Below are 22952 nucleotides of genomic sequence, written 5' to 3'. Positions count from 1 at the left end.
CTGTAATGCGGACACGCCATTCCCGTGTATGGAGTATCATCGATCCTCGGCGAGGCGGAATCCCAAAGTAAACGTGCGGAAGACGGTAAGCACTCCACTGCGGAAAGAAACCCGCAGATAGTCCGGCGGCAGACTCCAGGGGCCGCTGCGCGCCACGCGCCTTCCACAATCTCCCGATGCGCGCGCCGAGCCATCGCCTGACGCATCCTTGTAATTGTCGTTCCAGCAGTCCTCGGTCCACTGCTTGATATTGCCCAGCATGCCGAACAGGCCAAAGGCATTGGGCCTGAAACTATCAACGGGCGCTGTCCGCTTGTTATCCCATCGGCTGCCGCAGTGATCGCAGTTGGCGCGGTTCGAACCGATGCCGTTGCCCCAGTAATAACGGGTGGTCGCGCCGCCGCGCGCGGCGTACTCCCACTCGGCCTCCGACGGCAGCCGGTAATGTCTGCCGGTCTCGCGATTCATCCAATCAATGAACAGTTGCGCGTCATCCCACGACACGTTGATCACCGGACGATTATCACGGCCCCATCCGGCGTCGGACGGTGTATAGAGGCCGCAGCCGCGGGATATCACGCACGCATCCCATTGCGAGAAAGTGACCGGATATTTGCTCATCCTGAACGGTTTGATCGCGACCATGTGCCGCGGTCGTTCATTGCTTCTGCAATCGTTGTCGCCGGGCGAACATCCCATCTGGAAACTGCCACCCGGGATATCCACCATTTCGACGTCGGCACCGCTGCTGGAGACGACCACGGATTTCAGTCTTCGCTTTCCGCGGGTTTGCGGTCCGGCCTCCACGCCGGGCTCCATCTTTTTTTTCACCTCCATCGACAACTCTCGCGCCTGCAGGGCCGTTACCGACGCCATGAATGACGCCAGGCATGCGCCAGCAATCAACGCCCGGAAAATATCTGTCATCAAGCGATTGGGGGGCATGGGGGTAAATTGACGAATACGCCGGGAAACAGCCATTCCCTCCGGCCATCATGACCGCGCATTGGCTTGACTGTATTTCTCCCCCGCGCGGCGGCGGCTATCTTGTAAAATAACATCATGACCGCCGGATTGCTACGCATCGTACTCGCCCAGTTGAACCTGGTTGTCGGTGACATCAGCGGCAATACACGCCGCGTCATGGACAGCGCCAGAATCGCGCGCGATGAACTGAAGGCGGATCTCGTCCTGTTCCCCGAACTCGCGCTGACCAGCTATCCTCCGGAGGACCTGTTGCTGCGCCCGGGCCTGCATCAGCAGGTGGCGGCAGCCATGGCGCTCATTCAGCGCGAGGTCAAGGGCATCACACTGGTCGTCGGCTATCCGGAAAAAGATGGCGCGGACATCTACAACGGCTGCACCGCGTTGCGCGACGGACGGGTGCTCGCGCGCTACCGCAAGCAGCATCTGCCCAATTACAGCGTGTTCGATGAAAAGCGTTATTTCAGTCCCGGTCGCAATGCAGCGGTGTTCGATTTCAAGGGGCTGCCCTGCGCGCTCAGCATCTGCGAGGACATCTGGCGGCCGGGCACCGTGGCGCAGGCGCGCGCCGCTGGCGCCCGCCTGATGCTGAACATCAATGCCTCGCCCTACCATATCGGCAAGGCGCACACCCGCGAGGCCATCCTCCGCGACGCGGCACGCGAGGGCGGCATGCCGGTGGTATATCTCAATTTGATCGGCGGCCAGGATGAACTGGTCTTCGATGGCGCCTCCACAGTGGTTGATGCGGTGGGCACGGTCGTGAGCCGGGCGCCGGACTTTCGCGAGTGCCTGCACGTTGTGGAACTTTCAGCCAACGGCGGCAAAATCGATCTGCGTGGCGAGCGGCACCCGCACCTTGAACCGGAGGAGAGCATTTATCAGGCGCTGATATTGGGTGTGCGCGATTATGCGCGCAAAAACGGCTTCAAGGGCGCGGTGCTGGGATTGTCGGGCGGCATCGATTCGGCGCTGACACTGGCCATCGCCGTGGACGCCCTGGGCGCGGATCAGGTCGAGGCCGTGATGATGCCATCGCGTTACACGGCCGCCATGAGCAACGAAGACGCACGCGCCGAAGCCGAGGCGCTGAAGATCAAATACCATCTCCTGTCCATCGAGCAGGCATTCACCGCCTTCACCGAGACACTGGCGCCGGTCTTCGCCGCCATGCCGGCGGATGCGACGGAGGAAAACATCCAGGCCCGCTGCCGGGGCGTGCTGCTGATGGCGCTGTCCAACAAGACCGGCAGGCTCGTACTCACCACCGGAAACAAGAGCGAGATGGCGGTGGGTTACGCCACCCTCTACGGCGACATGGCCGGCGGTTTTGCGCCGCTCAAGGACGTGCCGAAAACACTGGTGTACAAGCTGGCCGCCTATCGCAACGGCCTGGGTGCGGTCATTCCCCGGCGCGTCTTCGAGCGGCCGCCGACGGCGGAATTGCGCGCCAATCAAAAGGACGAAGACAGCCTGCCACCGTATGCCGTGCTCGATCCCATCCTCGAGCGCTATATCGAAAACGATGAAACACCGGAACAAATCATCGCCGCCGGCTTCGACGCCGAGATGGTGAGAAAAGTGACCCGCATGGTGGATCGCAACGAATACAAGCGCCGCCAGGCGGCGCCCGGCGTGCGCATTTCGCGCCGCGCCTTCGGGCGCGACCGCCGCTATCCCATCACCTCCGCCTACAGCGAGATCACCCGGCAATTTCCCAAAGAAGGCGAAGCGCCAGGCTGCAAAAAAACGTTATAAGGAAGCGGCGGGTTCCGTAATGATTTTAGGCAGCCGGCTATCTGACGACAGTGTTGCGCACTTCCTCGATGCCCGGATGATTGGGGAAGTTCAATTCCAGCACCCGCAGGGCATCGTTGGAGAGATCATCCATCTGCAACACCTTGTAGGCCTTGGCCATGATGGTCAATGCTTCCGGCATGGAGGTGGTCTGCTGGTAATTCTCCACCACGTAGCGGGCCCGGTTGGCAGCGGCGACGTATGCTCCGCGGCGCATGTAGTAGTTGGCGATGTTGACCTCCTGTCTTGCCAGCAGGTCGCGCAGGTGTACCATGCGCTGGCGTGCGTCCTCGGAATATTTGCTGTCCGGGTATTTCTTCAGTAATTCGGAGAAATCGTTGAAGGAATCCACCGCCGCGCCTTGATCCCGCTGGGCGGTGTCGGTTGGCAGGAAACGCTCGAGCAGCCCCTTGTTCTGGTTGTAGTTGGCCAGGCCTTTGAGATAATGGGCATAATCGACCGCCGGGCTGCCGGGATATAGTTTGAGGAACCGATCGCAGGCCGCCACGGCGGAAGCGTACTCATCCTCCTTGAAGTAGGCATAGGCCATGTCCAGTTGGGCCTGCTGCGAGTGCGGGCCGAAGGGATAACGCGTCTGCAATTTCTCGTAATCCTCAGCCGCCGATTTGTATTGTCCGGAATCGAGCAGACCCTTGGCCTCGTTGTACAGCCGGTCTTCGCTCCAGCCCTCCGTCTCGTCCTTTTTCTCGCCGCCAAACATGGAGCAGGCCGTCAGCAACAGGACGGCGAACAGCAAGGCGAACGGCGAGAGAATTTTCAGTGGCACTTGCACTTTAAGACTCCGTCAATAAACATCTCGCATTGTATGGCGAGCCCCAAGTCCACGGCAACGCATTCAAACACCCCGCCCACGCGAATTCCCCCGGCGCTGGGGGGTATGCGGTTGGACAAGGCTCTGGCGCTGATGTTTCCCGAATTCTCACGCACGATGCTCAAGGAACACGTCGAGGCCGGCGCCGTATCGTTGAACGGCGCGCCGGCACGTCCGCGCGATCGCGTACGCGCCGGCGACCGCGTCCATTTGCGCGTCGAACCACGGGTGAAGTCTGATTGGGACGCGCAGGCATTCACACTGCCCATCGTCTACGAGGACGAGGATATCATCGTCATCGACAAACCCGCGGGACTGGTGGTCCATCCGGGCGCCGGCAATCCCTCGGGCACGCTGGCCAATGCCCTGCTCCACCATGCCCCCGAACTCAAGCAATTGCCCCGCGCCGGCATTGTCCACCGGCTGGACAAGGATACCTCCGGCCTGCTGGTGGTGGCGCGCTCGCCGCGCGCGCACACCAGTCTGGTCGGGCAATTGCAAAAGCGACGGGTCACCCGCGAGTACGAGGCCGTCGTGCAGGGCGTGCTCACTGCGGGCGGCACCATTGATCAACCGCTCGGCCGGCATCGCCGGCGCCGCACGCACATGGCCGTCGTCAGCGGCGGCCGGGAGGCGGTGACGCATTACCGCGTGCTGCGTCGCTTTGCCGCCCACACTCACCTGCGCCTGAAACTCGAGACCGGACGCACCCATCAAATTCGCGTGCACCTGGCGCACATCGGCCATCCTCTGGTCGGCGATCCCACCTACGGTGGCCGCCCGCGCTTCCCCAAGGGCGCGAACGCCGATCTCATCGACGCATTGTGTGGTTTCAAACGCCAGGCGTTGCACGCCGTACGTCTGGCCCTGCGACACCCGGCGAACGACCGGCACATGGTGTGGGAGTCCCCGCCACCCCCTGACATGCGAGAGTTGCTGCGGTCACTCCGCGCTCACCCATCGAAATAAAATGAACCGCATGAACACGGCTTTGTCACCGTCCATCTGCATTACGGCCAACTGGCCGGCGGTGTCATCAGTGCGCGCGCTGACCACGCTGCGCGCGGGCGGCTACAGCGTGGTGCCCTATGCCGGCTTCAATCTGGCGGCGCATGTGGGCGACTGCATCGATAATGTGCTTCGCAATCGCCTCAAGCTGCATGCGTCGCTGCGACTTGCGCATGAACCGATCTGGCTCAACCAGCATCATGGCACAACGGTGATCGACGCGTGGAAGGATCAAGATCGCGACGCCGATGGCGCCTATGCTGATAAGCCAAGCGTCGTCTGCGCGGTACTGACCGCGGACTGCCTCCCGCTTTTATTGTGCAGTGAAGAAGGTAATGAGATTGCGGCGCTGCATTGCGGCTGGCGGGGGCTGGCCGCCGGCATCATCGAACAGGGGTTGAAGCGGTTCCATTCGCCACGACATCAACTCCTGGCCTGGCTCGGGCCCGCCATCAGCGCCCGCCATTACGAAGTGGGGGGAGAGGTGAGGCAAGCGTTTGCGGGTTACGGTGCCGAGGTGGCGGCGGCGTTTTCGGCGTCGCGGGTCGGCCATTACCGCGCGGATTTATACGCCATCGCCCGCGTCCTCCTGAATCAAGGCGGTGTCAAACGGATCTATGGTGGAACATGCTGCACTTATGCGGAACATGACCGGTTTTTCTCTTTCCGCCGCGATGGCGAAACCGGGCGCATGGCCAGTCTGATCTGGATCAATCCTGCGTCTACTTGACGTGCCTGCTACGATAGCGGCTGAAAAATAACGTACACCCATGTCACTGCTCATCTGGATCGTTTTGTTTTGCCTCCTGGGCGGAGTATTGAGCGTGCTGGCGGCGGCCGTATTCCTGCTGCTGCCGCAAGCACGCCGCGAGGCGGTGCTGCCGCATCTCGTCAGTTTCGCGACCGGCGCCCTGCTCAGCGCCGCCTTCACGGGCCTGCTGCCCCACGCCATGGAACGGAGCGATATCAGCCGGCATGCGCTCGCGGCGGCGATACTTGCCGGCCTGCTGCTTTTTTTCATCCTGGAAAAACTTGTGATCTGGCGCCACTGCCACCACATGCACTGCGAGACCCATGCTGCGAATCTGTCCGCAGCCCGTGAGCGCGCCGCCGGCATGCTCATCGTACTGGGCGATGGTATCCACAACTTCGTCGATGGAGTAATCATCGGCGCCATTTTCCTGACTGACATCAAACTCGGCGTCGTCACCAGCCTGGCGGTGGCAGCGCATGAGATTCCGCAGGAACTGGGGAGTTTCGCCGTACTGTTGAACAGCGGGTTCTCACGCACCCAAGCCTTCGCATGGAACATGATTGCCAGCCTGACCACTATTCTCGGCGGCGTGCTGGCCTGGGCCAGCCTGTCCCAATCCAGCGCGGCGCTACCCTACCTGATCGCCATCGCCGTGGCGAGCTTCATCTACATCGCCGTGGCGGATCTGATCCCCGGCCTGCACGAGAGCACCGCACCGCGCGAATCCGTGTTGCAGGTGCTGCTCATCGGCCTCGGCATCACCACGATTGCCGTCGCCGAGGCCGTCCTGCATTGATGACCGCTGCCAGCGTCGCGACGGTTGCCACACCCATTCTCAGCGCAGTCGCAACAGCCCGGTCACGGGGGGAGCATTCGAGTCATTAGACATTTTGGAAACAAATACAAGCTTCCCTTGTTGTTTAAGTCTGTTCAAAGGATAGGCGGGCGGATAATAAGGATGGGTATTCAGCCAGAAAATCTGGACGTACCTGCACCGCGACATGCCCCGATCAAATTCCTCCTGATTGACACCCAGTGTTGGCAGCGGAAACGCCAGGCGGCGGGCATAAAACATGAATCGTTCCGGGTATGCCGTCAGTACACATTGGTCCGGTTCCACATATTTTGCCTCCTCACGGAAAACAGTTGCGAAATGTTTCAGGATGCTCAAGTCCATATCACCCTCCAGCGGGCCCATGGATTCGACCCATGTCGCGGTCCCTGCATAGGCCGCAAGACCCGCTGCCGGAGGATTCATCCTTCGAGACAGGATTTGCACGGTGGAAGGCGCGCAGGAGAAAACGATCAGCGCCAGAAACAACATCCGTAACATTCGGACGACACCGGGTGTGGTGTACTTCTTCATCATCATGCCAAAACCCGCAAACCCGTAATAAAGCAGGAAGGGCATGATCACATACAGAAACCGCGTCATTTGATTCAGCGACGGCCACAGGGCGATCAAAACCAAATAGGGCGGCAGATACAACGCATCCAAACGGGCCTCTTTTAGCCGGCCCCACCACCCCACCGGAACCGCGAAAAGCAGCAATGCCGGGGCAATGACGCTGTAGTTGTGAGCCTGAAAATCAAAGCTCTTATGCCATCCCTGCCAGAGATTGCGCATTTGAAACTCCATCACCGGCAATAGATCGCTGAAAGTCAGGACCGAAAAAAAATTCCCGAATATCCCCTTGTAAGACACATAGGATTTGAACGGCAGCGAGATCAGCGTCCATGCGAACATCGGCACTACACTGGCGGCGATTAACCGCCAGCGGTCGGGCGCCTTGTGAATGATGAAAAAGGCCCACGTGGCAACGAGAAAAGTCAGGCCTGCCGATCGGGTAAGCGGCACCAAACCGGCGGTCACCGCCACGCCCAACCATCCCCTTCCTGTTTTTCCGGCATGACGCGCGAGCAACAGATTGAGCAGGGTAAGGGCCAGATAGAGGTGCTCGCTCCATAAATCCAGCGCGAGGATCATTGTGCCTGGGAGGGACAAAAACAAACCGCTCATGAGCAGTGCGAAATGGCGGCCCACCCCCTCCTTGACCAGCCAGTACCAGTACAGGGCCGCCGAGAAAATGATGCAGAGGGCCGTGATCCAATGCGCCAGAAGTATATGTCTACTTCCCGCGCCGGCGACCGCCAGCAGCGCAGGATAGAGGGGGGGAAACCCGCTGAATTTCATGATAAAAGCCGCCCCGGCACGGGCGGCGCTGTCATAAGGGGAAAAGTAATCCGCCATGAGGAGATAGATCGCGTCATCTCCAACCAGACCCACGGCCTCCCCCTGCCACGTATATGCTATACACAGCACCGCGACCGAAACCGACAGAATGACAGGAAACGGGGTTAATGGCCTGACGTCACTCATGCGAGGCCTTTATGATGCCTTTTTGCGGCCAGCCATCCATGCAAATATGCCAGACAACATGACTTGATTCCATGAAAACCGACCCCATGTAAAAGGTATTCAAACGGAGCGGGGACATGCGCGCAGACAAGATGACCACGCAATTTCAGACGGCGCTGGCGGACGCCCAGAGTCTGGCGGTGGGCCGCGATCACCAGTTCCTGGAGCCGCTGCACGTCCTGATGGCGCTGCTGGATCAGGAAGGCGGCTCCACGCGGCCGCTGTTGATGCAGACCGGCGCCGACGTCAAAGCCTTGCGCACGCAGGTGCAGGAGGCGCTGGATCGCCTGCCCCGCGTCGAGGGCGCGGGCGGCGAGGTGCATCCTTCCAACGAACTTGTCCGGCTGCTCAATCTGACCGACAAGCATGCACAGAAACGCAAGGATCATTATCTCTCCAGCGAAATGTTCCTGCTGGCCGCCGCCGAGAACAAGGGCCAGACGGGCGACCTGCTGCGCAAGTCCGGCGTGCGCGCGGACCGGCTGACAGCCGCCATTGACCGGATGCGCGGCGGCGAACAGGTGACGGATCCTGGCGCCGAGGAACAACGTCAGGCGCTGGCGAAATACACCATTGATCTCACGGAGCGCGCCAGATCAGGGAAACTCGATCCGGTCATCGGCCGCGATGATGAGATCCGCCGCACCATCCAGGTACTGCAACGACGCACCAAGAACAACCCCGTGCTCATCGGTGAGCCCGGCGTGGGCAAGACCGCCATCGTGGAAGGGCTGGCCCAGCGCATCGTCAACGGCGAGGTGCCGGAGGGTCTGAAAGACCGGCGCGTGCTGGCGCTGGACATGGGCGCGCTCATCGCCGGTGCCAAGTACCGGGGCGAATTCGAGGAGCGTCTCAAGGCCGTGTTGAAGGACCTGGCGAAACAGGAAGGCCAGATCATCCTGTTCATCGACGAGCTGCACACCATGGTCGGCGCCGGCAAGGCCGAGGGTGCCATGGACGCCGGCAACATGCTGAAGCCCGCGCTGGCGCGCGGCGAGTTGCATTGCATTGGCGCCACCACGCTTGATGAATACCGCAAATACGTGGAGAAGGATGCGGCGCTGGAACGCCGCTTCCAGAAAATTCTGGTCGACGAGCCCACCGTAGAGGACACCATCGCCATACTGCGCGGCCTGAAGGAAAAGTACGAGGTGCATCACGGTGTGGACATCACCGATCCGGCCATCGTGGCCGCCGCCACGCTGTCGCACCGCTACATCACTGATCGGCAGCTGCCCGACAAGGCCATCGATTTGGTGGATGAGGCCGCCTCGCGCATTCGCATGGAGATCGATTCCAAGCCGGAGGAGATGGATCGCCTTGATCGGCGGCTCATTCAATTGAAGATTGAGCGCGAGGCATTGAAAAAGGAACACGATGCGGCCTCCAGAAAGCGGCTCGCGGCGCTGGAGGAGGAGATCGCGCGCGCCGAGCGTGAATACTCCGATCTCGAGGAGGTCTGGAAGGCGGAAAAGGCCTCGCTTGCCGGTGCGCACACGATCAAGGAAAAACTGGAACGCGCCCGGATCGATTTCGAGACTGCGCGGCGCAACAGTGATCTCGCGCGCATGTCCGAGTTGCGCTACGGCGTGATCCCCGAATTGGAGAAGCAGCTGGCCGCCGCCACGCAGACGGAGGGCAAGGAAACCCGCCTGCTGCGCAACAAGGTGACGGAAGAGGAGATTGCCGAGGTGGTCTCCAAGTGGACCGGCATTCCCGTTTCCAAGATGCTCGAGGGCGAACGCGACAAGCTGCTGCGCATGGAGGCGGCGCTGCATGCGCGCGTCATCGGGCAGGACGAGGCCGTCGGCGCCGTCGCCGACGCCGTGCGCCGCGCCCGCGCCGGTCTCTCCGATCCCAACCGCCCCAACGGCTCGTTCCTGTTCCTGGGGCCAACAGGTGTCGGCAAAACGGAGCTGTGCAAAGCGCTGGCCGCCTTCCTATTCGATACCGAGGAGGCGATGGTGCGGATCGACATGTCCGAGTTCATGGAGAAGCACGCCGTCGCCCGCATGATCGGGGCGCCGCCGGGATACGTCGGTTATGAAGAAGGCGGCTATCTTACCGAGGCGGTGCGCCGCCGCCCCTACTCCGTGATCCTGCTCGACGAGATCGAAAAGGCGCACCCGGACGTGTTCAACGTGCTGCTGCAGGTGCTGGACGACGGTCGCCTGACCGATGGCCAGGGTCGCACTGTCGACTTCCGCAACACTGTGATCGTCATGACCTCCAATTTGGGCTCACAGCTCATCCAGGAGATGACCGGACGCGAAAGCTATGCCGAAATGAAGGAGGCGGTGATGGAGATCGTCAGCCGCAATTTCCGCCCGGAGTTCATCAACCGTGTCGACGAGGTGGTGGTGTTCCACTCTCTGGAGAAATCCCAGATCCGGGCCATCGCCGATCTGCAGATCGACCGCCTGCGCGCGCGACTCAAGGACCAGAACATCGAACTGCGCGTAAGTGAGGCTGCGCTCGACAAGCTGGGCGAAGCGGGTTTTGATCCCGTCTATGGCGCCCGTCCGCTCAAGCGAGCCATACAAAAGAATCTGGAGACGCCGGTCGCTGCCAAGCTGCTCGCCGGCGAGTTCACGCCGGGCGATACGATCATGGTGGATGTTCGGGGTGAAAGCCTGTCCCTCACAAAGGCAGGGCCCGCGAAAGCAGCCGAACGACGGAAACCCTGAGCGGCGGGACCGTCTTTATTCAGAGTTTGCCGGGATGACGCAGCCGCGCCCGCGCCTCGCCCAGATGACGGCGGCTGACGGGCAGGCGTTCAGTACGGTGCCGCATCCTCATGACCGTCTCATTCTCCCCCTCCTTTTCCAGGCCCGCCACATACGCGATCGCCACAAGCGTGTTGCGGTGTATGCGCAGAAAGAGATCGGAGAATTCCGATTCCAGCGACTTGAGCGACTCATCGATCAGCACGTCTCTTCCATCCTTGCAGGCCACGGTCACGTATTTCTGATCGGCCTGCAAATAGACGACATCCTCCATGGGAATCAACTGCAGCCTGCCTTTCACCACGGTGCCGAGATGCGTGCGCCGGCGGCCGGCGGCGAGCGCCGACATCCGTCCGCGATTGAGCGTTTGCGCACGCTCCAATGCCAAGGCGAGCCGTTCACGGCGGATGGGCTTGAGCAGATAGTCGACGGCGTTGGCCTCGAAAGCCGCAAGCGCATGATCGCCGCAGGCAGTCGTGAAGATCACCGCCGGGGGACGCACCGGCAGGCCGGCGAGATGCCGCGCCGCCTCAAGTCCGTCCAGGGCCGGCATGCGTATGTCCATCAGTACGATGTCAGGACACGCATCGTTGACCCGCTCGATGACCTCCAGACCGTTGGCGGCTTCGCCTGCGACCTCCACGCCCCCTACTTCCGCGAGCAGCGCGCGCAGGCGTTCACGGGCCAGCGGTTCATCATCGGCGATCAGGACCTTCATGCGCCCTGCCGCCGGTAAGGAAAGAAAACGGTGACACGATAAGCCTGGGGGGTGTTCTCCACCACCAGCCGGCCCGCCGGCCCAAACACCGCCGCCAGACGCTGGCGCACGTTGTCCTGCGCCAGCCGGTTGCCTTCGTAACGTGACGGTTGTCCATCGCCGGCCAGCGGGTTTTCTATGGCGATGGTCAGGGCCTCGCCTTTACACCTGCCTTCGATGCGTATGGCGCCACCGCCGGCCAGTGGCTCAACACCGTGATAGATGGCATTCTCGATCAGCGGTTGCAACGTCAGCGCCGGCAGGCCGGCGTCCACGGGCAGCGAATCGATGCGCCACTCGACCTGGAGGCGATCTCCCAATCGCAGCTTTTCGATGTCCAGATACTGCCGGCAGAGTTGCAGTTCCTCCGTCAGCGGCACCTGCTGGCTCGCCTCGCCGAGGCTCGCGCGCAGCAGGTCGGCCAGGTCCTCCACCACCTTCTCCGCCGCCTCCGGCCGGCTGCGCGTCAGGCTGGCGATGGCATTCATGCAGTTGAACAGGAAATGCGGGCGGATGCGCGCCTGCAAGGCCTGGAAGCGCGCCTGCGACTCCGCCTGCACCTGCCGCTGCCAATGGTGCTGGATGTAGAGATAGCGCAGCGTGACGGCGCAGATGATGGCACTGATCCCGAGCGATCGCTGCAGGAATTCCACGTGCGTGGAATAGATGATGGCTTGAGCGGCGTAACTGTTGATCCGCCAGGCCAGCTCGGCCAGGACGTAGGTGACCGCCACCATGGCCCCATAGGCGAGCAGGGCTGCGGCAACGTCGGAAAACCGTGATAGCCAGCGGCGCGCCAAACACAGCACGCCGGCGCACGACAACGCCACCCACTGCACGAACAGGGACACCCGTCCCAGATCGTCCCAGCGTTCGTGGATACTCGTGGCATCGGCAAGCGTCAGGATGAACGCCAGTAATTCCCCCGCCACCACCACCAAAAAAACGCTGCGGACGGCGCAGAAATCCGGGAGAAACAATGCCCGCCTCGAGCCGTTATCGTTCATGAATTTTCCCGGTCCCCCATCGCCTTGATCACTATAATACTGTCATAATCCGTATGCTTCCGCGCGGCGGACTTAAGGAATCTCTGCAATAATTAAAGATTCCTGCGGTACAAGCATGTGCCGCCATTTTCAACAGCCGCAGGTTATTGAAAATGAAGGAACGCAAAAACCGCGTTTTTTGCTTTCCGTGCCCTGAAAAGTCCAGGATGGACTTATTCAGGGCTACTTAATCGGCCTGTTATACTGGGCCGCCCTAAGGTCAGCAGATTGATGCGCCATGTCGCAGATGCCCGAAGACAAACTCTGGGGCGGCCGCTTTGTCGAGGCGACCGACCATCTGGTCGAACGGTTCAGCGCCTCCGTGCGTTTCGACTCCCGCCTGTACGCCTGTGACATCCGCGGCTCCATCGCCCACGCGCGCATGCTGGCGCACACCGGCGTGCTGACGCCGGAGGAAAGCCAGAAGATCGTCGAGGGGCTGGAGAACATCCAGATTGACATCGAGCGGGGCGAGTTCGCCTGGGTCGATGAACTCGAGGACGTGCACATGAACATCGAGGCGCGGCTGATTGATCGCATCGGCGAGGTCGGCAAGAAACTGCACACCGGCCGTTCACGCAACGATCAGGTGGCGACCGATCTGCGGCTGTATCTGCGCGATGAGATCGACGCGCTAATCGGCAAACTCCATCAGCTCACGGCCGCCCTGCTGCCGCTCGCGGAGCAGGAGGCGGACTCCATCATGCCCGGTTTCACGCATCTGCAACCGGCGCAGCCCGTCACGCTGGGCCACCACCTGCTGGCGTGGTGCGAGATGCTCATGCGCGATCGCTCGCGTCTGCACGACGCACGGCGGCGGGTCAACGTGCTGCCGTTGGGCAGCGCGGCGCTGGCCGGCACCACCTTTCCCATCGACCGGCACTACACCGCCCAGCTGCTCGGCTTCGACGCCGTGGCGGAGAATTCCATCGATGCGGTCAGCGACCGCGACTTCGCCATCGAATTCGCCGCCGCCGCCGCACTCATCATGATGCACCTGTCGCGGTTCTCCGAGGAATTGATCCTGTGGTCCTCGGCGCAATTCGGTTTCATCGACATCGGCGATGCCTACTGCACCGGCTCTTCGATCATGCCGCAGAAAAAAAATCCCGACGTCCCCGAGCTGGTGCGCGGCAAGACCGGCCGCGTCTACGGTCACCTCATGGCCCTGCTGACGTTGATGAAGGCGCAGCCGCTGGCCTACAACCGCGACAATCAGGAGGACAAGGAGCCGCTGTTCGACACGCTGGACACGCTGCATCAGTGCCTGGACGTGTATGCTGCGATGGTTCCGCACGTCAAGGCGAAACGCGAGGCCATGAAAAAGGCGGCCCTCGCCGGCTACACCACGGCGACCGACCTGGCCGACTATCTGGTGCGCAAGGGCGTGGCCTTCCGCGATGCCCACGCCATCGTCGGCCAGGCGGTGCGGCAGGCCATTGATCTGGGCAGGGACTTGAGTGAACTCAGCCTCGAGGAATTACAGCGGATGAGTCCGCGGATTGGGGAGGATGCGCTTGCGGTCCTCAAGCTGGAGAATTCGGTGGCCGCGCGCGACCACATCGGCGGCACGGCGCCCGCGCAGGTGCGCGCGGCGGTTGCCCGCATGCGTGAGCGCCTGCTCAAACCGCCGGCTTGAAATCCTGAACCCAGATGGCGAGCATGGGACAAATGCAAGGGGATGGCCCGGGTCAGTTGGAAACGCTGCGGCAAAAAGTCGCCGACTTCGCCGCCGCGCGCGACTGGGACCAATTCCACACGCCCAAGAACCTGGCGATGGCCTTGATTGCCGAGGCGGCGGAACTGGTCGAACACTTCCAATGGCTGACACCCGAGCAAAGCCGTCACCTGCCGGTGGAAAAGTTGGACGCCGTCAGCCAGGAGCTGGCGGATGTGCTGATATACCTCGTGCGCCTCGCGGACAAGCTGGGCGTGGAACTGATGCAGGCGGTCGAGAGTAAAATGGCGCTGAACGAGCAGCGTTATCCGTCCGGGCGGGTGCGCGGAGATGCCCGCCGCGCTGGCGAATACAAGACTTGATCTTCAGGAGTTGGAGACAACGCACATGAAGACATTATTCAAATTCATTTTTTTCCTGATCCTGATTCTCGTGGTGGCGGCGGTGGCGACGGTGGTGCTGCTGCCGCGCTATTTCAACCCCAACGACTACAAGGGCGAGATTGCCACCCAGGTGGAGAAAGTCACTGGGCGCAAGCTCACGCTGGAAGGCGATCTTCAGTTGACTTTCTATCCCTGGCTTGGCGCCAGTTCGGGAAGGATCGCGCTGGGTAACGCCCAAGGATTCGGGGATCAACCCATGTTCAGCGCGGAGAAGGTGGCCGTGCGTCTGCAATTGCTGCCGTTGATCCTTAAACAGGCCGTGTTGCTGGACACGGTGGTCATCGACAGGGCGCAGGTCAATCTCGCCAGGAACAAGGAAGGCCAGACCAATTTCGACGATCTGATGGCCGCCAAGAGCGCCCCCGCCCAGCCACAGGCCGGCGGTCCGAAAATCTCGGCGCTGGTCCTGAGTGGCGTGGATGTGGAAAACGCCGCCCTTTCCTGGGATGACCAGCAGAAGGGCCAGAAATACGCGATCAAGGATGTGAACCTGAAAACCGGCGAGCTGTCACTCACCGAGCCGATTCCATTTTCGATCTCCGGCAGTTTCGACGCGCCGCAGAAGAACCTGGCGGGCGATCTCAAAATTGAAGGCAAGATTGCGGTCAAGCCGGACGCGCAGCAGTATCAAATCAAGCCGCTGGTGGTGACCGGCAAGCTCAAGGGCAGGGCCGTTCCCGGCGGCGCCTCCGATCTCAATCTCACGACCTCGCTCGATCTGGACATGAAGAATGGCACGGCGGAACTGCCTGATCTGGCGCTCACCGCGCTCAACACCCAGATCCACGGCAACGTCAGCGCCAAAAACATACGGTCCGACACGCCGGCCGTGAACGGCAAATTGTCCGTCGACAGCAAGAACGGCCCGGGACTGGTCAGCGTGCTGACGGGCAAGCCCGCGCCCGCGGGCACGGCGCCGCTCAAGATCAGCACCGTGCTTGACGCCGACATGAAGGCCGGCAGCATCCAGCTGTCCGATTTGACGGTCTCTACAATCGGGACGGAGATGAAGGGCGGACTGCAGGCGAAAAACATCCAGGACAAGGACAAGTCATCGGTCAACGGTCAGTTCACGGTACAGAGCGCCGACGTGACGGCGCTGCTCAAGACCTACGGCCAGCCTGCACCCGCGGTTGATATCAAAAATCTCAACGCCGCGGCCGCCATCAGCGGCACCGCCCAGCATTTCAAACTGGAACCGGTTACGTTGTCAGCGACGGCCTCCGGCGGCCAGCTGCCGAAAGGCGCCAACGACATCAAGATCGACACGCGCGCGGACGTGGACATGGAGAAGGAAACGCTCAACATGAGCGATCTCAGCGTGCAGGGCCTGGGCCTGAGCGCCAAGGGCAAAGTGGATGCCAGCGATATCAAGAAGGCGCCGAAATACAATGGCGCACTCAGCGTGGCCGCGTTCGACCTGCGGCAGCTGTTGCAGAATCTCAACGTCACCCTGCCGGCGATGGCGGATCCGAAGGCCCTCACGCAGGTGGCGGTCGACACCGCCTTCACCGGTTCCAAGCAGGACCTGAGCTTGAGCGGCATGAAGCTGCTGCTGGACGGCAGTCACATCGACGGCAATGTCTCGGTGAATGACTTCAATAGTCCCGGCCTGGGTTTCAATCTCGTCGTCGACAATATCAACGCCGATCGCTATCTGCCGCCGCGCCCGCCGGAAAACCAGCCAGCCAAGCCGGCGGCCGGCGGGACAAGCAGCGCAGCGGCGGCGGCCGCGCCCACGCCGCTGCCGATCGATATGCTGCGGAAACTTAAACTCAAGGGCGATGCCAGCATCGGTCAGCTCGTGATCCGCAATCTCAAACTCAGCAACGTCAAAATCAGCATCAATGCGCGCGATGGCGATATCGCCATGAACCCAGTCACCGCCGGTCTTTATGAAGGCACCTACCAGGGCAAGGTGTTGATCGACGCCAGGGGCAAGGAGCCGACGCTGAATCTGGAACATGCGCTGAAGGGGATCTCCGCCGAACCGCTGCTCAAGGATCTCAATGGCAAATCCAAGCTGCGCGGCAAGGGTAATTTCTCGCTGCAGGCCTCCTCCCACGGCGCCGACGCCAACGCCATCAAACAGAACCTGAACGGCCAGGGCGACTTCTCGTTCCAGAATGGCGCCGTCAAGGGCTTCAACATTGGTAAATTCCTGCGCAAGGCGCAGACCGGTTTCATCGGCCACACCGATCCGAACGAGGAGACCGATTTCAGCGAACTCACCGGCACCTACAAGATCGTCAACGGCGTGGTGCAGAATAACGACCTCGCCGCAAAATCTCCGCTCCTGCGAGTGGATGGCAAGGGCAGCGCCAATCTGGTGAACGAGACGATCGATTACCTTCTGAACGTGAATGTGGTGGCAACCGCCGAAGGCCAGGGCGGCAAGGAACTGACCGATCTGTCGGGTCTCACCGTGCCGATGAAGGTCAGTGGCACGTTCAGCGATCCCAGTTTCGCGCCCGACTTCGCCGGCATCGTCAAGGCGCGCGCCGAGAAGGAGGTCAAGAAACAACTGGGCAAGGTGTTGCCCGTTCCGATCCCCGGCCTGACACCAGACAGCTCCACCTCCGGCAGCAAGGACACGACGGGCAGTGGCACATCTGGCGGCGGTGACATTCAGAAAAGTCTTAAAAAACTTTTGAAATTCTAAATGCGGGTGCTGCCGGCCGTTCTACTGCTATGGCTGCCGCTTGTCGCGGCCACCGCCAAAGAAGTGCGCTTTTCCACGATTTACGAGCATGACGGTGAATACACGGTGGAGATCGACGCGGCGCTCAACGCGTCGCCGGCAGAGCTGCGGCGGCTGTTGACCGACTACAACCATCTGACCCGGCTGAACGACGTGCTGACTGAAAGCACGCTGCTCGTCACCCACGACGCGCATCACCACAAAACCCGCATGACTGCGCAGCGCTGCATCGCCATGATCTGCTTCAAGGCGGTGCTGGTGGAGGAAGCGACGGAACTCGTCAACGGCGATCTGGAAAACGTCATCGTGCCGGCGGAGAGCGACTTCCGCGCCGGCGTCACCCGCTGGCATTTCGAGCCCCTGCCCGGGAACCAGACCCGCGTTTACTTTGAATCCATCAAGACCCCGGCCTTCTTCATCCCCCCGATCATCGGCACCAGCATCATGAAGAAACTCATGATGGATGAATCGCTGGCAGCCATGGATCATCTGGAGGCCCTGTCCGGTCATGGCCCATGATCGTTCGTTCGCCGCGCGCCTGCTGCGCTGGCATCACCACCACGGCCGTCACGATCTGCCCTGGCAGCACACCGGGGATCCCTACCGCGTCTGGCTCTCGGAGATCATGCTCCAGCAGACGCAGGTGGCCACCGTCATTCCCTACTACCAGCGCTTCGTGAAGCGGCTTCCCGACATTCACATGCTGGCGATGGCGCCGCTCGACGAGGTATTGAAGCTGTGGGCGGGGCTCGGCTATTACGCCCGTGCGCGTCACCTGCATCGCTGCGCACAGTTCATCGCCCAGGAACAAGGCGGCCGCTGGCCGCGCGATCTGGAAACGTTGCGCGGTTTGCCCGGCATCGGCCGCTCCACGGCGGGCGCGATCCTGGCGCTGGCCCACGGCCTGCGTCATCCCATACTCGACGGCAACGTCAAGCGCGTGCTGACCCGCCATCACGCGGTTCGAGGTTTTCCGGGAGACAGCAAAATCGAACAAAAACTGTGGCGTCTGGCGGAAAGGCATCTGCCCAGACGCAATATCGCCGACTACACCCAGGCCATCATGGACTTGGGCGCCACCGTCTGCACCCGCCGACGACCCGATTGTCCCCGTTGTCCGCTGCGCGCGGACTGCCGCGCTTATCTCGCCGGCAACCCGGAGGCATACCCCGCGCCGCGGCCGAAACGCAGTCCGCCCGTCAAAAGCGCGCGCTTCCTGATCCTGCGCGATGCGCAAAACCGGGTGTGGCTGCAACGCCGCCCGGCAGTCGGCATCTGGGGCGGGCTGTGGAGTTTCCCGGAGATCGCCGGACCGGAAAACGAGATCCGCTGGTGCCGGAAACACCTGGGCGTGGAGACCGCGCCGGAGGGCACGTTGCCGCCCTTCCGCCACCGCTTCACGCATTTCCATCTCGACATTCATGCCGAATGCCGGCGGGTGACGCGACGCTCCCGAGCGATGACAACGCGTGGGGGTATTTGGTATAACAACAACGATGAATTGCCGGTGGGTGTTGCGGCGCCGATCAAGCGGTTGCTCGCGGCATTGTGACATTACTTGAGAGGATATGCCTGTGACCCGGATGGTGAATTGCGTCAAGCTTGGACGAAAGGCGGAGGGGCTGAAGATGCCGCCCTATCCTGGCCCGCTTGGCCAACGCATCTTTGAGAACGTGTCGCAGGAGGCTTGGAAGCAGTGGCTCGGCCACCAGACCACGCTTATAAACGAATACCGGCTGACGCCCTACGAACCCAAGGCGCGTAAATTTCTGGAGGAAGAAATGGAGAAATTCTTCTTCGGCACTGGTTCCACCAAACCGGAAGGCTACGTTCCTCCATCACAGTAGGGCTCATCTCAAAAGCACCGCTTGTGCTCAGCTATCGAAGCATGAACGGATTCCCTCACTTACAGCTTGACGGTTCGCGCGCTCATCGCTTTAATAGCCGCTCTTTTTACCTCCCCATGGCCAGGTAGCTCAGTTGGTAGAGCAGCGGACTGAAAATCCGCGTGTCGGCAGTTCGATTCTGCCCCTGGCCACCATTTCCCTTCAGTTGACGATGATTCGCCCGACCATCTTGGGATGCAGGGAACAGAAGTATTCGTAGCTGCCCGCTTTGTCGAAGACGTAGGAATATTGATCGCCCGTGTCGAGCGCCGGCGATGACTTGAAGCGCTTGTCGACGCTCACTACGATGTGCGGCGTATCATCGTGGTTGATCCACGTGACCCTGGTGCCGGCCCGCACGATCAATTCGTTGGGCTTGAAGCTGAAATTGTCGATGCCGATTTCCTTGCCGGTCTTTTGATCGGATTTCATTTCTTGCGCGACGGTTGGCGGGGACACGCTGTCATGGGCTGGGGCCGCCACTGCGCCCGCGATACTCGCTGCGAAGACCAGTTGCACCCACGGGAGACGGCTATTAATAACACTGCGAACTGATTTCATCGTTGAAGATCCCTCGTCATAAGTTTAGGAATTACGATTACCGATACCTCAAGTCAGTACATTGTCTGTGACCGCAAGCGGCCCGCCGACGCGTACTGCCCGGACGTCACGAATTCCAAGCAGGCTGTGCAATCGACTGGGCTGGACGTTTTGAAGCGGACCTGGTGCCGGGGCCGCACCCGGCGCCGGCTGCGGAAAACCGGTGGAGCGTGCCGTGTAGAAGGTGATGTTGCCTTCCACTTTCTGCTGGATCTGATGGATATGTCCGTTCAATACCGTCACCGAACCGAAACGGCGCAGATGGGAAAGCGCCTGTGCGCTGTCCCCGGTGCCCCAGCCCCACGGTTCATAGACATTCCACAAGGGCATGTGGGCAAACACCACGATGGGCGTGCTGTTTGAACGGCCCGCAAGGTCTTTCTCCAGCCATTCGATCTGCTCCTGGCCGAGCGAACCCATGCCGCCCGGCTTCAGATTGAGGACATTGATGAGGCCGATGAAATGCACGCCGCGGTAATCGAAACTGTACCAGCCATTGCCGGAATTGCCTTTGCCGAATCGGCTGAAATACTCCTTGCCGTCATCGCCCAGCACGTCATGTTCGCCGGGGATGAAGAAAATTCGACCGGTTTTTATATCCTGGGTGATCTGACTCACGATATCGAACGACTCCGGGTGCGCGAGGTGGGTGAGATCGCCGGTGTGCAGCACGAAGGCGGGACGCTCGGCCAGTGCGTTGATCTGGGCGATCGCGCCCTTCAGTGTGCCGATGACATCAGGATTCGGCGCCTTGTTGAAACCGATGTGCGAATCGCTGATCTGCACGAAACTGAAGGTCGCGTTATCGGCTGCGGATTTGTCGAAATTCGAGCCGGCAGCTGCGTCCAGCGTTTCGGCGCGCAGCACGCCACCGCGCATCGCCCACACCACACCGGTGCCTGCCCAGGCCATGCATTTGAGAAACTGCCGGCGGCCGTTGCCGCCGTTCCTGTTACGATCTTGATTGGACATGGTCATTTCTTTCTCCAGGATGACCGGGCGATCCCCGGGCTTCATGGTGCCTGACCGCAATATCCACCAATTTATTCCCGGGAATAAATATCCACCGCCGATGGTCTGTATTACGATGGAGGCTAAACCGAGGAAACCGGTGATTGGATATTCCTGACAAACTTGCGCGCTTCGAGCGAACGATCATGCCCTGCCTCGACGCCGCCCATAATCTGGCGCGGTGGCTGACGCGCAACGACCATGATGCCGAGGACCTCGTCCAGGAGGCGATGCTGCGGGCCTTCCGCTACTTCGAGAGCTTCCGCGGCGAACGTGGACGGCAATGGCTGCTTACGATCGTGCGCAGCACGTTCTACACGCGGCTGGAAAAAAATCGTGGGAACGAACTGCACGAACCCATGAACGGGGAGGCCCTCGAAATTGCGTCCTATGAGGCGGGGCCGGAGGAAATGGCGCAGCGACATGAGACTGCGTTGGTGCTGCGCAACGCCATCGAGGAGCTGCCACTCGAATTTCGCGAGGTGCTGGTGCTGCGCGAATTCGAGGGCTGCTCGTACCGGGAGATCGCCGATACCGTTAACGTCCCCATCGGCACGGTGATGTCCCGACTGGCGCGGGCGCGGGAGCACTTGAGACTACGGCTTGCTACTACAGAGATGGGGGCACACCTGTGACCTGCGACGAACTGCAACCGCTCGTTCATGCCTACATGGACAACGAACTCGATCCGGCGCGGTGTCTCGACTTGGAGCGGCATCTCGAAGGCTGCGATGCGTGCCGGCGCAGCGTGCAGGACTGGCAGAAGCTGCGCGCGCAGCTCGCCGCCTCAAAACTTTACTTTCGCGCCAGCGATACGCTGCGTCAGCGGATCCGCTCAAGACTCAAGCAAATTTCGCGGGCGATGAACAGCCGGAGGCCGTGGCGTTCGGCAATCGCGACAGCGGCCATGCTCCTGCTCATCATCGGCGTCATGTGGGCGGGTATTCCGTACTTCCGCTACGCGGGCGATGGTGACGCTCTTGCACGCGAAGTAGTCGCTGACCATGTGCGGTCCTTGATGGTCGATCATCTCACCGATGTGCAGTCCTCGGATCAGCATACGGTGAAACCATGGTTCGACGGCAAGATCGATTTCTCGCCCATGGTTCGCGATTTCGCGGAACAGGGTTTCCCGCTCGTGGGCGGACGGCTGGATTATCTGGCGGATCGACCGGTCGCCGCGCTGGTTTACCATCGCCGGCAACATTATATCAATGTCTTCCTATGGCCCGCCGGCAATGCCGCCGCTGAACCGCAGAAGAGTATGAACAGGGACGGTTACAACGTGATCCATTGGTCGCAACAGGGAATGAATTACTGGATGGTCTCCAACCTGAACGAGGAGGAGCTTCTGATCCTTGCCGGACTCCTGCGGCAGGAATTATGAATGGCCCAAGTGCATTAAGGCGGTGTTAAGTCTCCCGGGATGAATATTCCATCATCATGGTATTTTGAACCTGAATGGAGGACACGGCCATGATGAAATCAAATCTCGCATGTATTGTCCTGGCCATGCTGGTTGGCGGCATGAGTACCGAAGCGGAGGCCCGGGGTTCCTGGCATGGCGGTTCTTCCTGGCATGGCGGCAATTTCCACGGACATGGAGGGTTCCACAATTTCCATCACTTTCACCATTTCCACGATCGCTTCTTCTTCGGCGCAGTCATCGGCAGCCCCTTCTTCTGGGGACCTTACCCATATTATGACTACCCGCCGGCGTCCTACATGCAGGAAGCGCCGCCTGTCTACGTTCAGCAACAAGGCTATTGGTACTACTGTCCGACATCCAAGGCTTATTTTCCATACGTCTCCAGTTGCGACGCACCCTGGCAACCCGTGGCGCCTCAGCCTCCTCAATAGGGTGGTTAGTGGCAGTCCGCCGCACGGGGTTGATGCAGGGGAATGAGAAACTTAAATCTTAATAAATGTCCCCAAGGACCCCAAACCTACCACTACCTACCATCGCGTTCGTACATTTTCGCCATTGGCGAGTCGTCGCTACTGCCGGTGTATGACTCGGTAGGAGAATAGTCAAGCAGCGGGTTATTGTTGCCACTTTGCTGCAACTTGGAGGATTCATCGGGTCTGTAACCTGAATCACCCCAATTTCCCCCACCCGGACTTAAGTAAGGTTCTACATTGATCACGCTGCGATTGATGTCTTGATGAACAAGAACATCTTGTGCAGCCGTAAAAGGAACTGCGCCGCATAGTATCGCCATCAGCACGAAATTTCTTTTTTTCATATCAGTTCTCCTGTTGACCTATGGTTATGACTCATTAATGCGGGCAATTACGTCGGGAATCAAC

Annotated in this window: 22 protein-coding genes and 1 tRNA gene; 15 read left to right on the top strand and 8 right to left on the bottom strand. The window is 60.8% G+C overall.

Going from position 1 to position 22952, the window contains the following annotated elements; all coding sequences use genetic code 11:
- Positions 1–36 precede the first annotated feature (36 nt).
- Complete coding sequence (locus tag VMH34_01445; GenBank protein ID HTT07446.1) at positions 37–927, bottom strand: formylglycine-generating enzyme family protein; 891 nt, start codon at positions 925–927, stop codon at positions 37–39.
- Positions 928–1062: 135 nt separating this feature from the next.
- Here VMH34_01445 and VMH34_01440 point away from each other — a divergent pair, with 135 nt between their 5' ends.
- Positions 1063–2742: an NAD+ synthase gene (locus tag VMH34_01440; protein HTT07445.1), complete on the top strand. Its 1680-nt coding sequence runs from the start codon at positions 1063–1065 to the stop codon at positions 2740–2742.
- A gap of 37 nt (positions 2743–2779) precedes the next feature.
- Here the strand turns inward: VMH34_01440 and VMH34_01435 are convergent, their stop codons facing one another.
- Positions 2780–3574: an outer membrane protein assembly factor BamD gene (locus VMH34_01435; GenBank protein HTT07444.1), complete on the bottom strand. Its 795-nt coding sequence runs from the start codon at positions 3572–3574 to the stop codon at positions 2780–2782.
- A gap of 105 nt (positions 3575–3679) precedes the next feature.
- Between VMH34_01435 and rluD the strand changes: the two genes are divergently transcribed.
- From rluD to VMH34_01420, 3 genes are read left to right on the top strand one after another with little or no spacing between them, the layout of a single operon-like run.
- Positions 3680–4582 (top strand): 23S rRNA pseudouridine(1911/1915/1917) synthase RluD, encoded by a 903-nt coding sequence (gene rluD / locus VMH34_01430; protein ID HTT07443.1) that lies wholly within the window; start codon positions 3680–3682, stop codon positions 4580–4582.
- 10 nt (positions 4583–4592) lie between these two features.
- Positions 4593–5351 (top strand): peptidoglycan editing factor PgeF, encoded by a 759-nt coding sequence (pgeF, locus tag VMH34_01425; protein ID HTT07442.1) that lies wholly within the window; start codon positions 4593–4595, stop codon positions 5349–5351.
- A 40-nt stretch (positions 5352–5391) separates the two neighbouring features.
- Entirely contained in the window at positions 5392–6171 is a 780-nt protein-coding gene (locus VMH34_01420; GenBank protein HTT07441.1) for a ZIP family metal transporter, read from the top strand.
- Between the two features lie 39 nt (positions 6172–6210).
- Here VMH34_01420 and VMH34_01415 read toward each other — a convergent pair whose 3' ends face one another.
- Complete coding sequence (locus tag VMH34_01415) at positions 6211–7755, bottom strand: hypothetical protein (GenBank protein ID HTT07440.1); 1545 nt, start codon at positions 7753–7755, stop codon at positions 6211–6213.
- A 116-nt stretch (positions 7756–7871) separates the two neighbouring features.
- On the opposite strand from VMH34_01415, the gene clpB reads away from it, so the two are divergent.
- The gene (gene clpB, locus VMH34_01410) at positions 7872–10481 is read left to right on the top strand and encodes an ATP-dependent chaperone ClpB (protein HTT07439.1); all 2610 of its coding nucleotides are present in this window, start codon (positions 7872–7874) and stop codon (positions 10479–10481) included.
- Positions 10482–10500: 19 nt separating this feature from the next.
- Here the strand turns inward: clpB and VMH34_01405 are convergent, their stop codons facing one another.
- The gene (locus VMH34_01405) at positions 10501–11238 is read right to left on the bottom strand and encodes a LytTR family DNA-binding domain-containing protein (GenBank protein HTT07438.1); all 738 of its coding nucleotides are present in this window, start codon (positions 11236–11238) and stop codon (positions 10501–10503) included.
- On the bottom strand, positions 11235–12284 hold the full coding sequence (locus VMH34_01400; protein ID HTT07437.1) for a sensor histidine kinase: 1050 nt from the start codon (positions 12282–12284) through the stop codon (positions 11235–11237). The genes VMH34_01405 and VMH34_01400 overlap by 4 nt, the downstream gene beginning before the upstream one ends.
- 277 nt (positions 12285–12561) lie before the next feature.
- On the opposite strand from VMH34_01400, the gene argH reads away from it, so the two are divergent.
- From argH to VMH34_01365, 7 genes are all read left to right on the top strand, one after another.
- Positions 12562–13962 carry an argininosuccinate lyase gene (gene argH / locus VMH34_01395; GenBank protein HTT07436.1) on the top strand — a complete coding sequence of 467 codons (1401 nt, stop codon included), beginning with the start codon at positions 12562–12564 and terminating at the stop codon, positions 13960–13962.
- Between the two features lie 23 nt (positions 13963–13985).
- Positions 13986–14363, top strand: a complete 378-nt coding sequence (locus tag VMH34_01390) for a nucleotide pyrophosphohydrolase (GenBank protein ID HTT07435.1) — start codon at positions 13986–13988, stop codon at positions 14361–14363.
- Between the two features lie 25 nt (positions 14364–14388).
- On the top strand, positions 14389–17106 hold the full coding sequence (locus VMH34_01385) for an AsmA family protein (GenBank protein ID HTT07434.1): 2718 nt from the start codon (positions 14389–14391) through the stop codon (positions 17104–17106).
- Positions 17107–17664 carry a hypothetical protein gene (locus VMH34_01380; GenBank protein HTT07433.1) on the top strand — a complete coding sequence of 186 codons (558 nt, stop codon included), beginning with the start codon at positions 17107–17109 and terminating at the stop codon, positions 17662–17664.
- Positions 17654–18697, top strand: coding sequence for an A/G-specific adenine glycosylase (gene mutY / locus VMH34_01375; protein HTT07432.1), 1044 nt, complete (start codon positions 17654–17656; stop codon positions 18695–18697). Before VMH34_01380 ends, mutY begins: the two co-directional genes overlap by 11 nt.
- Positions 18698–18719: 22 nt before the next feature.
- Entirely contained in the window at positions 18720–18992 is a 273-nt protein-coding gene (locus VMH34_01370; GenBank protein HTT07431.1) for an oxidative damage protection protein, read from the top strand.
- A gap of 118 nt (positions 18993–19110) precedes the next feature.
- Positions 19111–19186 (top strand) — tRNA-Phe (locus VMH34_01365).
- A gap of 7 nt (positions 19187–19193) precedes the next feature.
- On the opposite strand, the gene VMH34_01360 is transcribed toward VMH34_01365, so the two are convergent.
- Together VMH34_01360 and VMH34_01355 are read right to left on the bottom strand one after the other, a co-directional pair.
- Positions 19194–19463 carry a cupredoxin family copper-binding protein gene (locus VMH34_01360; protein ID HTT07430.1) on the bottom strand — a complete coding sequence of 90 codons (270 nt, stop codon included), beginning with the start codon at positions 19461–19463 and terminating at the stop codon, positions 19194–19196.
- Positions 19464–19640: 177 nt separating this feature from the next.
- Complete coding sequence (locus VMH34_01355) at positions 19641–20648, bottom strand: metallophosphoesterase (protein ID HTT07429.1); 1008 nt, start codon at positions 20646–20648, stop codon at positions 19641–19643.
- Between the two features lie 98 nt (positions 20649–20746).
- Between VMH34_01355 and VMH34_01350 the strand changes: the two genes are divergently transcribed.
- The 3 genes from VMH34_01350 to VMH34_01340 all read left to right on the top strand — a co-directional run bounded on the left by VMH34_01350 (position 20747) and on the right by VMH34_01340 (position 22502).
- Positions 20747–21277: a sigma-70 family RNA polymerase sigma factor gene (locus VMH34_01350; protein HTT07428.1), complete on the top strand. Its 531-nt coding sequence runs from the start codon at positions 20747–20749 to the stop codon at positions 21275–21277.
- A complete protein-coding gene (locus VMH34_01345) occupies positions 21274–22029 on the top strand; it encodes an anti-sigma factor (protein ID HTT07427.1) in 756 nt (251 codons plus the stop codon). Before VMH34_01350 ends, VMH34_01345 begins: the two co-directional genes overlap by 4 nt.
- A gap of 89 nt (positions 22030–22118) precedes the next feature.
- The gene (locus VMH34_01340; protein ID HTT07426.1) at positions 22119–22502 is read left to right on the top strand and encodes a hypothetical protein; all 384 of its coding nucleotides are present in this window, start codon (positions 22119–22121) and stop codon (positions 22500–22502) included.
- A 92-nt stretch (positions 22503–22594) separates the two neighbouring features.
- Here VMH34_01340 and VMH34_01335 read toward each other — a convergent pair whose 3' ends face one another.
- Entirely contained in the window at positions 22595–22888 is a 294-nt protein-coding gene (locus tag VMH34_01335; GenBank protein ID HTT07425.1) for a hypothetical protein, read from the bottom strand.
- Positions 22889–22952 lie beyond the last annotated feature (64 nt).

Source organism: Gammaproteobacteria bacterium (assembly GCA_035501935.1).
Classification (GTDB): domain Bacteria; phylum Pseudomonadota; class Gammaproteobacteria; order JAJPIJ01; family JAJPIJ01; genus JAJPIJ01.
This window is presented reverse-complemented; position numbering and strand designations above follow the sequence as displayed.